Annotated in this window: 15 protein-coding genes; 1 reads left to right on the top strand and 14 read right to left on the bottom strand. The window is 41.8% G+C overall.

Annotated elements, in window-relative coordinates; genetic code table 11:
- Nucleotides 1–522: 522 nt before the first annotated feature.
- A complete protein-coding gene (mutY, locus tag ACMZOO_RS08885; RefSeq protein WP_440903019.1) occupies nucleotides 523–1,581 on the bottom strand; it encodes an A/G-specific adenine glycosylase in 1,059 nt (352 codons plus the stop codon).
- Between the two features lie 117 nt (nucleotides 1,582–1,698).
- Here mutY and yciH point away from each other — a divergent pair, with 117 nt between their 5' ends.
- Nucleotides 1,699–2,013 (top strand): stress response translation initiation inhibitor YciH, encoded by a 315-nt coding sequence (gene yciH, locus ACMZOO_RS08880; RefSeq protein ID WP_440903018.1) that lies wholly within the window; start codon nucleotides 1,699–1,701, stop codon nucleotides 2,011–2,013.
- Here yciH and ACMZOO_RS08875 read toward each other — a convergent pair.
- From ACMZOO_RS08875 to ACMZOO_RS08815, 13 genes are all read right to left on the bottom strand, one after another.
- Nucleotides 2,010–2,945, bottom strand: a complete 936-nt coding sequence (locus ACMZOO_RS08875; RefSeq protein WP_440903017.1) for a diguanylate cyclase domain-containing protein — start codon at nucleotides 2,943–2,945, stop codon at nucleotides 2,010–2,012. The genes yciH and ACMZOO_RS08875 overlap by 4 nt on opposite strands.
- Before the next feature lie 21 nt (nucleotides 2,946–2,966).
- Nucleotides 2,967–6,392 (bottom strand): DUF6701 domain-containing protein, encoded by a 3,426-nt coding sequence (locus ACMZOO_RS08870; RefSeq protein ID WP_440903016.1) that lies wholly within the window; start codon nucleotides 6,390–6,392, stop codon nucleotides 2,967–2,969.
- Nucleotides 6,389–6,820 (bottom strand): hypothetical protein, encoded by a 432-nt coding sequence (locus tag ACMZOO_RS08865; RefSeq protein WP_440903015.1) that lies wholly within the window; start codon nucleotides 6,818–6,820, stop codon nucleotides 6,389–6,391. The genes ACMZOO_RS08870 and ACMZOO_RS08865 overlap by 4 nt, the downstream gene beginning before the upstream one ends.
- Nucleotides 6,810–7,655 carry a PulJ/GspJ family protein gene (locus ACMZOO_RS08860; protein WP_440903014.1) on the bottom strand — a complete coding sequence of 282 codons (846 nt, stop codon included), beginning with the start codon at nucleotides 7,653–7,655 and terminating at the stop codon, nucleotides 6,810–6,812. Before ACMZOO_RS08860 ends, ACMZOO_RS08865 begins: the two co-directional genes overlap by 11 nt.
- A complete protein-coding gene (locus ACMZOO_RS08855; protein WP_440903013.1) occupies nucleotides 7,655–8,215 on the bottom strand; it encodes a type IV pilus modification PilV family protein in 561 nt (186 codons plus the stop codon). The genes ACMZOO_RS08860 and ACMZOO_RS08855 overlap by 1 nt, the downstream gene beginning before the upstream one ends.
- Nucleotides 8,212–8,694, bottom strand: a complete 483-nt coding sequence (locus ACMZOO_RS08850) for a prepilin-type N-terminal cleavage/methylation domain-containing protein (RefSeq protein WP_440903012.1) — start codon at nucleotides 8,692–8,694, stop codon at nucleotides 8,212–8,214. The genes ACMZOO_RS08855 and ACMZOO_RS08850 overlap by 4 nt, the downstream gene beginning before the upstream one ends.
- Nucleotides 8,695–8,701: 7 nt before the next feature.
- The gene (locus tag ACMZOO_RS08845; protein WP_440903011.1) at nucleotides 8,702–9,127 is read right to left on the bottom strand and encodes a type II secretion system protein; all 426 of its coding nucleotides are present in this window, start codon (nucleotides 9,125–9,127) and stop codon (nucleotides 8,702–8,704) included.
- A 137-nt stretch (nucleotides 9,128–9,264) separates the two neighbouring features.
- A complete protein-coding gene (locus ACMZOO_RS08840) occupies nucleotides 9,265–9,861 on the bottom strand; it encodes a type II secretion system protein (protein ID WP_440906295.1) in 597 nt (198 codons plus the stop codon).
- Complete coding sequence (locus tag ACMZOO_RS08835) at nucleotides 9,854–10,390, bottom strand: hypothetical protein (protein ID WP_440903010.1); 537 nt, start codon at nucleotides 10,388–10,390, stop codon at nucleotides 9,854–9,856. The genes ACMZOO_RS08840 and ACMZOO_RS08835 overlap by 8 nt, the downstream gene beginning before the upstream one ends.
- 2 nt (nucleotides 10,391–10,392) lie before the next feature.
- The gene (locus ACMZOO_RS08830; protein WP_440903009.1) at nucleotides 10,393–11,640 is read right to left on the bottom strand and encodes a type II secretion system F family protein; all 1,248 of its coding nucleotides are present in this window, start codon (nucleotides 11,638–11,640) and stop codon (nucleotides 10,393–10,395) included.
- Nucleotides 11,641–13,386, bottom strand: a complete 1,746-nt coding sequence (locus tag ACMZOO_RS08825; protein ID WP_440903008.1) for a GspE/PulE family protein — start codon at nucleotides 13,384–13,386, stop codon at nucleotides 11,641–11,643.
- On the bottom strand, nucleotides 13,383–14,549 hold the full coding sequence (locus ACMZOO_RS08820) for a hypothetical protein (RefSeq protein WP_440903007.1): 1,167 nt from the start codon (nucleotides 14,547–14,549) through the stop codon (nucleotides 13,383–13,385). The genes ACMZOO_RS08825 and ACMZOO_RS08820 overlap by 4 nt, the downstream gene beginning before the upstream one ends.
- Nucleotides 14,546–15,487, bottom strand: a complete 942-nt coding sequence (locus ACMZOO_RS08815) for an ExeA family protein (protein ID WP_440903006.1) — start codon at nucleotides 15,485–15,487, stop codon at nucleotides 14,546–14,548. Before ACMZOO_RS08815 ends, ACMZOO_RS08820 begins: the two co-directional genes overlap by 4 nt.
- Between the last annotated feature and the right edge of the window lies 1 nt (nucleotide 15,488).

Here is a 15,488-nt window from a genome sequence, read left to right as displayed (position 1 = left end):
AACCAAAGAGCATTAACCCGATTACATTGCACTTGAATAAAGGTACTGCTTGTTCGGTGCTGCATAAGTCGAAGCTAAATGGAGTATTACTCACAAAAACGCTTCGAGCACATCCTTGTGTCGCTCACACAAGGCTTCCCTTCCTTGTGAAGTTTTGTTCGCAACACATCCATTCACCTTCTCGGCATTTTTATCGCTTTAGAATGATGACAATCGCAATAAAAATGCTAGTTGGAGTCTACTCGAGTGTTAATTTTTAAAAGCCTCCCTGTCATGGATGACAGGGCGGAGCGCCTAAGGGTGGGTTTACCGCGCCTTTTAAAAATTAAACATCGAGTGGACTCAATTGCACAAATCTACAGCGCATTCAAAACCAACTCGATTATATTGCACTTAACTCGCATCGTATTTGCACCTCGAAATATAAGACGACTTATTTCGCACAATTGTTGATAACGTTTACATTTGTTGGCGTAATATTAGCCTGTTTATTAACCAACATCAATTATCCAATTTGCACAGCTAGAATTTGCCTGCTATCACTTCAGCTAACAAATTTTTAGTAGGAGTCGCCATACCAAACTCAGCTTCACTATTTAAATCAAACCAAACATCATCCGACTCTTTAATACCTGAGTTAACCTGCTCAACCTCAACTAAAATTGGCTGAATATCTAAATGATAATGGGTGAAAGTGTGTCGGAATGGTTCAAGTTGAGTTTGTTTTCGTCCAACTAGTGCAAATAAATGCTCAACTTCACCTAAGGTTAATTGGCGTTCAGATTCAGGCAGAGTGTACAAGCCACCCCAAATACCAGTTGGTGGACGTTTATTTAACAATACCTGATCACCATGTTTGAGCAAATACATAAAAGTGTGTTTAACAGGTTTGTCTTTTTTCGGTCTAGGGACAGGCAGCTGGCTAACGCAGTTATCTTGATAAGCTTGGCAACTTTGTTGCAGCGGACAATCATCGCATTTAGGTTTACTGCGGCTACAAATCGCTGAGCCTAAATCCATCATAGCTTGGTTAAAGTGATTGACGCCAATAGCTGGAGTTACTTGCTCGGCTAACTGCCAAAGGTGGTCTTGTACTTTCTTTTCACCCGACCATTGTTCAATTTTAAAATAACGACAGAGCACTCGTTTAACATTGCCATCTAAAATTGGATAAGGCTGTTCTAGCGTTAACGATAAGATAGCGCCTGCGGTTGAACGGCCTATGCCGGGCAAAGCTAATACTTGCTCAAAGTCGGTTGGAAACTCACCATGCAGCTCGACAATTTGTTGTGCCGCTTTATGTAGGTTACGCGCACGGGCGTAATAACCTAGGCCGGTCCAGTGTTGCAAAACTTGATCTTGCTCGGCGGCTGCTAAGGCTTCTACTGTTGGAAAGCTAGTGATAAAACGCTCGAAGTAGGGGATAACTGTGGTTACTTGCGTTTGTTGCAGCATGACTTCTGACAACCAAGTTTTGTATAAACTTTTGTTTTGTTGCCAAGGCAAGTGTTTACGACCATGTTGGTGAAACCAACTAATTACTAAGTCGCCGAATTCGGTTTGTTGCTGCAATGAAGCCATATAGTTTTGTATCTTATTCTGCAAGTGGTTAAAATTAGCTTTGGTGCTGGGCTATTGTAACCGCGCATTCTATCGCACCAATCAATTAATACAAATTACATCAGTTGGGAGTAACGCATGGCATTAGTTTACAGCACAGATAAAGGTCGAATTACCGAAGACAAACCTCAAGAACAAGCGCAAACTTTTGCTGATGGTGCTGTGCGTATTCGCCGTGAAACCTCTGGGCGCAAAGGCAAAGGTGTGATTACTGTTGCGGGTTTACCTTTAGTTGGCGATGAATTGAAAAAATTAGCGCAAAACCTCAAGAAAAAGTGTGGCACAGGTGGTTCTGTTAAAGACGGTATTATCGAAATTCAAGGCGATAAACGTGACGTGATTAAAGCTGAACTTGAAAAACTTGGTTATAAAGTAAAATTAGCTGGTGGTTAAGCTAAGTTTGCTTTGGCTTTTTTGACTATCTCATTAACGGCTGTGTCATCTGCAAATAGCGCGCAGCCTGTGGTCAGTTTCAATTGTTGAATGTGCTCGTTGCTGTGAGTTTTCATTATATCGGCGAGTCGAGTTACCGCTGAATTAACGCCAGCTTCTTCATTACAAACCAGTAGGGCGATAAATTCAAACTCGCCGTAGCGGAATATCAAATCTGAGTTTCTAAAGGTATTGAGCATCACTTGGCCGAAAATGGTTTGCAGCTCGTCTGATTCAGCAGGATTTAAATTTTCCAATTTGAAAAAGGTTAACCATTCTTTTTTGTCTGCTCTATTGGCATCGTGGGCACTCACTAGAGCCAGTTTTGCATAACGAATTAACGACACTTCTAAACATTGTTTATTAAACAAGCCTGTTAATGGATCTCGCTCCATTTTTTCAAAAATTTTCAGCAAATTGGTAAAGACTGTCAGTACGTTGCCGGCTAAAAAATTCTGTACCGCGCGTACATCAATGGCTTGTAATTCAAGGGCCAACGCGACATTGCCTGATTCGGGTAAAATTGGAAAAACCAGATATTTAGAGCGTTTGCCTTCAATTGCTTGTGTCATAGGTTTTTGCGCTAAAAAACTGTCGATCACAATTTGTGGTGGTTCTAATGTATCTTTCGCTTGCCAAGGTTTTTCGAGCACTTGTTTAAAATACAATTGTTTGGCATCACCCGCTTGGGTTATCTCTTTGCCTTGTTTGTGGTGAACTTCGTACATGCAGGCATAACTGACCAACTTAGCTTTGAATAGGCGTAAAAACAGGCTATCAACCAAGGAGAGTGAATCAGTTTGTTTGGTCAGCGCTAATATTAATGAAATTGTCCGTTGTAAAAACTCTACATCTCTATTGGCAGTCGTTATGTTATTCGCAATGTTTGGCATGTTCACTCCTTGTGGGGGGATTTAATAAATTTCACGCCAATTAATAATGCGGTCGTTACCGCGATAAATACCCCAAACTAACTCAGTGGATATAGTCGTATCTAAACTTGCATCTTGGTTCCAATCGTACTGCAAAAACGGATAACTGCTTAAAACAGCTTCGACTGTTAATGTGCCTTGGTTGCCTTCACCTGGAGCAGCAAATAAAAAGTTAAGTAATCCACTCTGCGCATTAATTATATTAGTCGTAGTTGCCGGGGATAACAAATTACTGGTACTGCCATTGGTCAAGTTATATTGGTTAAACCAATTTTCGCCACTGGCATGCGTTTGTGAGCCAATAGTAAAAATTGATGAAGGCAAACTTGTACTATTGTCAGCTGACGAATTATTCCAGTTGCCACCATCATATATTTTTATGCTGATTGGCAGGGTAAGATCATCTGTTTCTGGGCCATAATTGTTGCTCAACACTAATCGAGCGCTGACGATATTTGCCGACGTTGGCACAAAGCTGTCGGCGACGCTGGCAATTAAACCATTGTCGCTATCAAAAAATGCCCCATCTGCAAATGCTAAACTGATATTGGTGTTAAATGGAGCTGTTGTTTGATTTGCAGCGGTTTTTTGATGTTGGAAGTTGTCGTTGGCTGAAAATAGATAAGTAAAACTACCATCGCTGTTGTCCGCTAAACTGCCGGCATTCAGGCTGCTGGTTAAGTTAATACTGTTATCTGTTGCACTTACTGTGATTTTATCTGGATCTGCACTTAAATTGGCTGTGCCTAAAGCGGCTGTATAGTTTTTGAGTGCGTTGCCTAAAGCATCAACACCAATAATCGCCACTGCTGGCTGAGTTGAGTATGAGAATGTTTGGCCAAGATAGGTATTGGTTAAATTGACGTTTTGATACTGACCTTGTGCTCGGTTGTCAGTAAAGCCTGCTGGATAAGTTTCATCAGCGGCATAAATATTCAGTTGTGCTGGGATAAAAGTACCGAGTGATAAAGCATTGGAAGTGATATTGCCAAGTGATAAATAATTCACATCTTGCACTTGCAACTGATAAACCCCGTATTCGTCAATTTTGCTTTGGCTGTAGGCATACGAGCCACTGCTAAAGCTAGTGCCGACTGAGTTGCTGAAGCCTGCTTGTGAGGTGACTTGGCCTGATGCACTATAAGTTAAATTTGCTTCTTCGCCGCCAAGGTTAGGGGCAGGGGTCACTCGGGTTAAATCTAGCTGTAATTGGCTAGGTTGGTAACTTGGCGTGACTGTATTATCACTACATTGAGCCGATATGTTTAGATTAAAGTCGCTGTTTACTGCCATGTTATTGGTGGTTGAGCTTGAACTCACTACCAACTTGTTCGGATAAAAATTGATATCGGCTGTATCACTATTTAGCACTGAGTTGGGATCGGACACTTGCACTGTTACAGCGCCAGCATCTGCATAGCTTAAGTTTAGTGTCGCTTGTGCAGAAGCATTAAAACTAGCGGATATATTATGGGTAGAACCAACAGTATAGCTAGTATCGCCTACTTGCATATTTACACTGCCTTGTTTATTGCTATGGCTAAATAACATTTGCACAGTGCGGGAGCCAGTCCAAGCTGGGGCACAGTTTTGGCTTTGATCTGTCTTCAACGCTTGAATTGTAATACTGCCAGAGCTGCATGATTCAATATTGGCATCACTGACTACAAAACCCGAGTCGCTAAATACCAGTTGGCAATTACCGCTGCCGTTGCAAGTTACAGGCGCTGAAGGGGATAAATTGCTTAAACCTAAGGTTAAGGTTGCGGCGCTGCTTTGGCTGATGCTGATGCTTTTACTGCCAGTAAAACTATTGGCGTCGACTGTTGTGGTTGTTGCGCCTATGGTTTTAGTTAAAGTTGCACTGGTGACTTGTGTGTATAAATCACAATTGGCGTTGGCGCAGGCTTTAACCACTACTGAGGCTGTGCTGCAAGTTAAAGCACTGGTATCGTGGGTTATTTCGTAGTGATTGACCGACGTGCCAGCGTTTGATTGCCCTGGGGTTTGGCTATTACAGCCTGTATCCCACTGGTCACTGGTTTTGTCGCCATCCGTTGTGGCACAGGCTGTGGAATTATTGCCAGGTGCTTCAATTATGGTACTTGCGCTTGGGTAGGTTGTTTCACAATCTGTCCATTCATTGCCATTGTGTCCACCTGATGGGTAACGCAGATAATGGACAAATTCGCCATTGCCATCCAACAGCATAATTTCTTGAAAGTTGTTATGCCAATCGACTTCAGATTTACTGATTAAATAATTGCTGGATAAATGCGAAAAGTCTGAATTGCTGGTATCTTCAGCGAAAATAATATACTCACCAGGCTGATAGCTGGCATTGGTTGTAAATAGACTAAAGGTAAATTGATTAGGTGTGCCTGCCCCATTAGCCTGAATTTGCCAGTCTTTTAAGTTAATCGTGCTTGCGGCATTTGCATCTATATATAACTCAATCCAGTTATTACCATTTTCAATATGAAATTCGTTAATGGTTACTTCACTGCTATTGCCGCTTAATGCTGGGCAGGTAAAACTGGCGCTTTGTGTGCAAGTGTCGCCAAGCGTTGCTTGGTTGGCATCTCCTGAATATTCAACTTGAGCATTAGCGCTCATAGATAAATTAGCTGTCGACAATCTACCTTTTATATAAGTTGAGTCGTATAAAGTAGTTGAGCCATAAACAGAGTTACCTTGTTTGGAACCACTAACATATACAAAAGCATAAACTTTGGTTGTACTACTCATAGAAAAGCCTGTGCTTTTATTCTCAGAGTGAATAAAAACAACAAAGTCGTTCGAGTCACCATCTAAATTTATGCTGGTTGAATCGTATAAATTAAGCGTTTCTTTGATATGGAATCTTACACTGCCGCTACCTTGGCTAGCATCTAAAGTAATTTTGCTGGTTGATGACAACGATAAGTTGTCGAAGTAATAATCGCCCGGAGGGAAAGATACTATGCTGCTATCGTATAAATTAAAGTTCTTAAAATAATAGCTTGAATTCGCGCTGGCAAAACTGCCGGTAGAGTTATTGCTGAAGGTAACATTTCCGTAGTTTTGCGATGAAAATTCATAGTTATTGCTACCGTAAGTACCCACCCCCGTTGAACTACTTGAACTTTGATAGCTCGGTAAATTCAACGAGTCGGCGCTTGAGCCACTAACATCACAGCTCACCCCTGAGCCACAGGAATTTGAATTCAGTGTGCCTTTAGATTTAAACGGTAATTCGGTTGGATTTGGCTCATTGACTATGCGGGTTGAATCCCACATGGTTAACTGGCCTTGGTTATAATTTGAGTTTACTGTGCCAGCAAATACATCATCACAAGTGGCGGCCAATAGCTGGTTATGCGTTAAAGCCAGTAGGCTAAAGAGTCGAATTGCTAATAGAGATCTCATAAATTAACCGCCTCGACACTAACCGAACGAGTGGTTTCTAGATCACTAACAGTGCAAGTTGCTGTGCTGGTTATGGTCAATAAATCATTGCCATCAACAACTCCTGTGCGCGTACTGCAACTTAAACTTACACTGCAGCCACGAAAACCATTGATATTGGGCAGAGTAACAGAATTGCCGATGTCATCGCAGTCGCCTACATCTGTTGAACTGGTTGGATATAAACGGCTTAATGCAATTTGAATCCCACTTTGAGCACTGCTGAGTGCGCGTAAACCAACAATTTCGTAAGCAACATTAATATTAGAAACACTTAACGAACGCATAACACCAGCCAATAAAATCGACAAAAATACTAAAACAAACAGCGCGATAACTAAGCTGCTGCCTTGCTGTTTGTTTTGAGTTCGATATTGGTTAAGGCGCATTCGGTATCTGCACTAAGTGATGAAAGAACATACTTTCATTATTGTCGGTTAGGCGAGAAAACTCTAGGTAAATTGCCACTTGGCCGTGGCGTAACAAACTGGCATGTGAATCAACATGGAAAGGTGCTTCAGTTAAAACTGAATTGGAGACATTTTCTGCCATTAAACTATAGCTTACGTCGTCTGCTGCTTTTAGTTCAGTTGGATTAAATTGGTCAACTGCTGCTGGATAACCTTGATAGCGATAAATTTTACTGTTTTCTAAACAATAACTGACAGGCGTCGTCCATTGATAATAACGGCTTGCTGGTGAGCCTTGGCCTATACTAATACTCGCTGCAAAATGAATGACTTGTGATTCGTCATCTTCATCGACCGCATCTACTGAATCAATAGTGAATGTTTGCTGACTAGCTGAGTTATACACATCGGCCACAGCTGTTGGGTAGATGCTTATTTGGCTGGCAGCAGTGATAGCGCCTGAAGTCGGACTAACTAAGGTGAGTGAACTACTGCTGGTTGGAGAAATTGGCGCATCTAGGTATTTTGCACTTGTGACTATAGGTATGTATTCAATACATGCTGTGTTGTTGTCTGTATCGTTAAGCGTGCGCAAGCTATAGGGCACAGCACTACGTAATTCACGTGTGAGCCTTTCAATCACAAAGCGGCTATCATCTAACACCAATTGGCGTTCACTAACATCAACATAATAAGTCGCGCCCCAACCAACAAACTTGCTGGTGGTAATGCCAACTATGCCTAATACAACAATCGCCATAACCAATTCAATTAAGGTGAACCCTGCATCTTTGTTAAGCTGTTGTTGACGCATTAGAAGTTACTCCTATATGCGCTAAACATTGTTTGATTGCCAATTGGGTCGGTTACACTAATTTGAATCAGTTTATGTGCACCTATACTGGCGTCGGCCGTACCGTCAAAGTCGGCATCATAAATAACAGTGACGGATAATTGATAACTGGCGTAGTTTTCTGCCAATGCTGTGTTGGTTGGCATACTTAACTCAATAATGTCACCACCTGTCGTACTTAGGTTGTGATAGTCGTCTACATCATCATAATCATCACGGCTATCTTCGTTCGTATCCGCTCCAAAGTTGGCGGCAGTTGTGCAAGTTGGCGCACCAGTGTCAGCACTTGAGCAGCGAGTTGTACCACTGACTCTATCTGAATTTTCATCAAAGGATTTAGCTAAGATTTCATTTAATAAAGCCGAGCCAAGTTCAGAGGCGCGCACTTGATACCAAGGATCTGCAACAAATTTATTGCTGTTGGTCATTACATGGGTGAAATAACTAAAGGTGATAGACAAGACCACTATGCCAATGACAATTTCAATTAGGGTAAAACCTTGTTGGACAATCCGCTTCATCTGTGGATATATCCTTGTGATTCAATTGTGATTGTTAACGTATCGTCGCCAACTATTTGTAGAGTACAGCCATCTGCGCAATCTTCTTGAGGTTGTCCAAGGCCATTAAAGCGAATATCAAAAACACCGGAAATTGTAGAATTGTTTACTTGAAAGCTAACTTGGTTGTTTGGGTTTTCTGCAGCAGTTAAGCCTAAAAAATCCGTTTTGAAGCTGCTTGGCACTGAGTTGTCTGTACAGTTATTGTTTTGGCCGAACACGCCAGCTTGAATAACCACTCTGTGGCAGGTTGAAACTGTATGCTGCATGGCCTGTAGTTGGGTATGGCGTAATAAAGAAAGTAGTCTATCTCTAAATTCGTAAGTATTGGCGTCTTTGGTACTAAACGACATTTTAGGCGCGGCAACCGCAGCTAAAATGCCGATTAATACAATAACAATAATAAGCTCTACTAAAGTAAAGCCCTTATGTTTGTGCATTTAAACATTAACAACCAGTTGTTACAACAGTCACTACTGGTGAAGCGTCAGCTGCAGCTTCTGCGTATGTCACAGTACAGTTTGTTACTCTAGTAAAGACATTTTGAGCGTCATCATCTGTTTCGCCTGACCAACCACTCGGAAGGTCGATTAACGATACGATATCAGTTTCGTCTGGGTAACCGTTAACCATAGTGATGGCTGAACCATTTATAGTAACGTCGCCATCATCGACTCCCGCAATGAGAGCTTTGGCATGAGCCATGGTTGCAGCACTGCTTAGAGATGCGGAAATACCATCAGCAACTGACGCGTGGGCATCGTCCTGAATATCGATAAATCTAGGTGCAGCTGTTACTGCTAAAATACCCAAAATAACTATTACAACAATGAGTTCAATTAGGGTGAAACCTTTAACTTGCTTACGGTTCATATTTTACCTCGTCTTAAACATATAACTTTAATTTAGTTGAATTCTTTACTCTTTACCATGGCAAAAACGTTAAAGTCGTGAATATATATTTACGAATTGCGATTTTGCGCATAAAACGTTCAATTACTTTTTACTGACTATTGGTTATTACTAAAAACGCTTATTTGCCCGGTTAGTGGCAAATATTCAAAACCATTACCTGACCCTGTGCCATTTGGTGCGCCGGTACTATTTTTAATCGTTTGCACCAAATAATATAAACAAGTGCTTTGGCCATTACTGCTACTGGTTGTGGTGTAATAATCGTTTTCAGCGAAACTCTGATTATTGTTGCCGGCAAAGCTGGTGGTAATTTTTGGTGAACTTTGCAGAATACGCACAAATATTTGTTGGCAGTCTTCAGCTGTAAGTGAGTTGGCACTGGAGTTATTGTCGTCTTCGCCACCGGTTGGATAACCTTTAGTTGGGTCAACGGCAACATTAACGCCATCTAAACTAACTATGGCGACGTTGCTACCACCATTGCTGGTTGGGCGTCCATCTAATTCCCATTGCGAACGCACTAAACCAACCGCGGTTGCAAAACCGCCTGCAACCCCTTCAACCGTTGCGTCTTCGGCATCATCTGTAACACTTAATAACCTAGGTAAAGCTGTGGCGGCCAATAAACCTAAAATAATAATTACAATAACCAACTCGACCAAAGAAAAGCCTTGTTGTTTAGCTCTAATCATTCGCATAATTGCTGTTTTCCTCTGTTAGCTTGCTGCTGACTTCTCCGCTATTTTCAAAGTAGGTCAAAGTTTTGTTGCCGTATTTGTACACGCAAGTGGCTTGCCCTTTGATTCGCTGAAAACTTTGCTGCTGCTCTTCTGTTATTAGTTTAGTCGATTTATTTAATAAATCTGTCCATAGTTGTTTGCATCCTTGGCTGTTATATTGAGTTATTTTCGGCCAACCATTTTTTGTCATATCGATGCTATTTTGCTGCGTTTGAGGAAACTGTCGTTGTTGTAATGATTCAGTTTCAATAACACTTAACAAAGATACTTTGTCCGGCCTTGCTTGGCGTAACCATTCAACATGGGCTAAATGAACGGCTTCGTTAAATTGATTTGCAGCCATATTAAAGCCCACTATGTTTGATTCATCGTTTGTCCGTTGTAAATACATAATCCAAATTGTCCACATTAACATTATCAAACACAGTACAATAACCAATTGCGCCAATGAATAACCTTTAATTGTGCGCCAACTTCGCATGTTTAACCCTTGATAGTATTCATCATTTCCCACATTGGCATAAATATACCTAGGGCTAAAATCATAATAATACCGGCGACTATGGATATTAGTATCGGCTCAATTTTGGCGGTTAAACTTTTTAAATCGTAATCAACTTCACGCTCATAATAGTCTGCCACTTCATCTAACATGCTATCTATTTGGCCGGTTTCTTCGCCAACGGCGATCATTTGCATAACTAATGGGGTAAACATTTTTGTCGCGTTGGCGGTGCGCAGCATGCTGTCGCCCTTTTCTATACCGCGGCGCATTTGCACTACTTTATCGCCGACATAGGCATTGTCGACCGCTTCAGAAGTCATTTGTAACGCATGAGTTAAGGGTACACCGGCACGTAACATCATAGAAAATGACCGGGCAAAACGGGATAAAGTTGATCTTTCAATAATAGAACCGACCGCAGGCATTTTTAGTTTGTATTGATCCCAAATAAGTTTGCCGCGCTCTGTTTTGAAGTACTTGCGGATCGTCAGCGCTAAAGCAATGATTGCGACAATAATTAAATGCCAGTAGTTTACAAATAAGTTTGAACTGGCAATTAATAGCTGAGTTGTCCATGGTAATTCTGCATTAAACTTGGCAAACATTTCAGCAAAAGTGGGAATAACGAATAGGTTCATCAAAAATATCGCTAGTGCTATCGCCACTAAAACAAAAACGGGATAACGCGTGGCTGCTTGGATGCGTTTACGGGTTTCTTGTTCATCTTCCAAATATTGTGCTAGCTGCAAAAAAGCTGCATCTAACTTACCAGTATTTTCACCAACGTTGACCATACTAATGAACATACGTGAAAATACTTTGGGAAACGCAGCCATAGCATTGGCAATTGGTCGACCTTTTTCTAACTCTGAACCTACTTGAGTGAGAGCGTCGCGTAAACGAATTGATGTGGTTGTTTCGGCTAATCCTTGGATTGCGCGAATAATTGGAATACCTGCTTTTAGCAGCGAATACATTTGCCGTGAAAACATTACTAAATCGGACAAGCTAACTTGCGGCACAAACAATTGCATCTGCAATATGCTTTGTTTGTTGTTGGCATCATTACTCGCAGGTTTATTGTTTTCTACTTTGATTCGCTGAATCGACAAAGGCACTATGTTGCGGCGTTTCAGTGCTTGCGCTGCTTCACTTTCGTTAGCCGCTTCAATTGTGCCATCTACTTTTTTGCCTGCGGCGCTGCCTTGGTAGTGATATTTTGCCAATTATTCTACCTCCAACTCTTGTGCCAAGCGTTCAAGTTCAGCCATGTTTTCGACTAACCTTAAAACTTCTGGGACAGAGGTGATACCTTGGCTGGCAAAAGTTAATGCTGCTTGTGCCAAGGTTTGGAAAGAGGGGCTTTTACGCGCTTGAATGGCAAAATCTTCTATGTCACTGCGTTTTAACGCATTAACCATAGCTTCATCTAATTCTAAAAATTCAAATACACCAATACGGCCGCGATAGCCCAAATAGTTACAGGATTGGCAGCCTTGGCCGATTTTAAATTGCAATTCTTTGCTTGATTTACCGGCAAGTGCCGACAACCAAATATGTTCATTGCTGCTGGGTTGGTAGTCTGTTGTACAGTTATCGCAGTTTTTGCGAATTAGGCGTTGGGCAATTATTGCGCGTAATGAACTTGCAACTAAAAAGCCTGCTGCGCCCATATCTAATAAACGTACCGCACTGCTAATTGAGTCATTGGTATGTAGAGTTGATAACACCATATGACCTGTTAGTGCACCACGTAAACCTATTTCGACCGTTTCTTGGTCACGCATCTCACCGACCATGATAATGTCGGGATCTTGCCGTAGCGCGGTTCTTAATACGCTGGCAAAAGATAAGTTGATTTTGGTGTTTACCTGAACTTGGTTGATGCGCGGTAATCTGTATTCAACTGGATCTTCAACTGTGATTATTTTCGACGCAGCTTGGTTTAGTTCACTTAAGGATGCATACAAAGTAGTGGTTTTACCCGAACCAGTTGGCCCAGTCACCAGTATCATACCGTTTGGTCTATGTAGGACATTGCGGTAGCGTTTTAGAATATCTTCGGGCATGCCGGTTTGTTCTAAACTAAGCACACCACCACTTTGGTCTAATAAACGCATAACCACAGATTCACCATGCTGAATTGGCATGGTCGACATACGCACATCTATGCTTTTGCCATGGGTTTTAATGTTAAACCTACCATCTTGTGGCAAACGCTTTTCTGATATATCTAACCCTGCCATTAGCTTTAAACGCAAAACCAGTGCGGGCGCTATATGTGCTTCGTTTAAAATAGATTCTTGCAATACCCCATCAACCCGTTGGCGAATGCGCAGTGCTCTTTCATCTGGTTCAATATGGATATCCGAAGCTTTAACCTGTACCGCATCTTCAAAAATTGTATTGAGTAGTTTTGCGACTGTTGCTTCTTCTTCGTCGCCATCTGTGGCGAACATGCTGGTATTAAAATCTTCGGTTTCAGCATATTCATTTTGTAATTGTGATGCGAACGATTTGATGTCTGCTGTACGGCGATATAAACCGTCGAAACTTTCCAAGATTTGGCTTTCTTTAACCGCAACTATTTTCAGTTCTTTGTCGGTTAAGCGTGACGCAACCGCATCAATTGCGTTGATGTCGGCAGGATCGCTCATGCCGAGTACATAGTGTTCCGCTTCTTCTTCCAGTAATAAAATACGGTTACGACGGGCAAAAACTTCAGGCAGTTTCTGGACTAAATTGGGATCTATGCGCTTTTGTGAAATATCCCAGTAAGGCACATTTAACTGCTGCGCTAAGAAAGTTAACAGCTGGCGTTCGGATATAGCGCCAGAGGCGATTAAAGTTGCACCGAGTTTGCGGCCGCTTTCTTTTTGTTGTTTGAGAGCGTCCATTAACTGGCCTTCGCTGATGATACCTTCGTCAACCAGCAAATCACCAAGACGTTTTTTTAACTTAGGTTTAATCATGGCTGTAACTCCATGATTTTATTCTCAACAAACTTATTGGAAGCCGCGCTTACGCCACCTTGATTAGCAACTGTTTGGTAGTGTTGCAGCGCTATGGTCTTTTCTCCAGCTTTTTCAGCACAAATGGCTGCCCCTAGATGCCATTTGGCGTGGCTAGGGTTAAGTGTTAATAAGGTTTGCCATACTTGATACGCTGGTTGCCAAAGCTCTAATTGCTGGGCTAAGTTTGCTTTGAACTGAAACATATTGGTGTGGTAACTCGCAACTTCGCCAATATTCGGCACTGAGCTCAATACTTGCCATGCAGCTGATGCTTGGTTCTGCTCATTTAAAATTCGCGCAGCGATAAAATAATAGTCCCAATGTTTAGGATATTGTTGAATGCCTTGTTTTAACGTAGCTAATGCTTTGCTTGTGTTTTGGCCACTGTATAACATGCTCACTAATAGGATACGAGCTTGGTGAAAGTCGTTTTTAAGTTGCAATGCTGAAATGATTTGTTGTTCGGCTGAAATAAATTGACCTTTATTGAGTAAGTCTTGTGCTCGTTCAAATTTGTTATAAGCAATTTCTTCAGGCGATTTTTGCGTGTTTTGAATTTGTAAACTGCTTGGTTTTTTGTCTGCTGGTTGTGCTGGTGGTTCGACAGCAGGTGTTGTTGGTACTGTTGGCTTAACGTTTTGTACTTTCTGTTCTGTTGCTTGTGGCTGTTTGTTAACTGGCTGCGCTGGTGGTAAAGCTAACTTGGATGGCTGAGTAGCTGGCGTATTTTGTTGTTTGGCGTTAGCTGAATTAGATGCAGTCGGCGCGGCAGGTGTCGCTATAGTTGCACTAATAATTTTTTGTGGTTTGGCAACAGCAACTGGCGCTGTCGCTTTAGTGTCGTTTTGTGCTGTTGCAACAGGCGCTGTTACAACAGGCGCTGTTACTTCAGTTTGTTTTGTTTGGCTTAATTGCGGGAATTGTTGCTGGATTTGTGGCCAAAACATCCAAACGGCATACACAAGGACAATGACTGCCAGCACAGACCAAATCAGCTTGCGCTTTGATTGAGGTTGTTGCGCTGTTTGTGCTGGAATTTGTGGGTAATCTTGATTGTCGGCACTTTTTCCCTGATGCTGGCGGCTATCTAGGTCTTTGAGCATTTGATTAATTACGCTCATAGTTTGCCCCCAAGCCAAAAACTGGTGGTTATGGCAAGCATCACAGCTAGACTTACCCCTATTTTTTGGACTTTTTTATCAGCAAACCATTGAGTTAAAACTTGGGTTGTCGCTAAGCTGCTATTGATCTTTTGTGTCGATTCTGTGTCGTTTATTGCTTGTTTAGCATGCTCTGTAGTGATGTCGTTGGTGCCTTGACCAAAAGCTAACATCAAACATTTATGCGCGAGAATATTGATGATTCTTGGTGTGCCTTGGGAAGCTTGATACAAGAGTTTACAAACCGGCAGGGTAAATATCGGCATGCCTTTATACCCAGCAATTGTCATTCTATGATGTAAATACGCCTGTATTTGTTCAGAGTGCAATTGGTCTAAGCGAATAGAAAAGGTAATGCGTTGCTTTAACTGACGAAATTTGTGTTGCTCTAATCGCGAGTCTAATTCTGGTTGGGCAAATAACACCAGTTGCATCAGTTTACTGTTTTCGGTTTCTAGGTTAGTAAATAATCTGAGTGCTTCCAAACTCTCGTCTGGTAATACTTGAGCTTCATCTAAAATCAATACGAGTTGTTTGCCTTGAGCGCTAATTTCAATCAGTTTTTGCTGAATTTTTTGCGTTAACGCAGCGCTAGGGCAGTTGTCGCTGTCAATTGATAGCTCTTGTGCAACCGCATGGCGCAACTCATCCGGCGTTAGGTACGGGTTTGGAATGTAAGCTGTGACAAATTGCTCATCTAAATCATTCATGAGTTTGCGGCACAATAAGGTTTTACCTGTGCCAACTTCACCTGTTACTTTGACAAATCCTTCGCCCATTTTTAACGCTGTGATCAGCGTTTGCAAAGCTTCGTGATGGCTCGGCAAACCTAGAAAAAACTGGGTATTTGGAGTGAGCGCAAAAGGTAGTTCTTTTAAGCCAAAATGATATAAATACACA

The organism is Catenovulum sp. SX2 (assembly GCF_052056295.1).
In the GTDB taxonomy this organism is placed as follows: domain Bacteria; phylum Pseudomonadota; class Gammaproteobacteria; order Enterobacterales; family Alteromonadaceae; genus Catenovulum.
The sequence above is the reverse complement of the archived record's forward strand: the minus strand, read 5'-3'. Positions and strand labels throughout refer to the sequence as shown.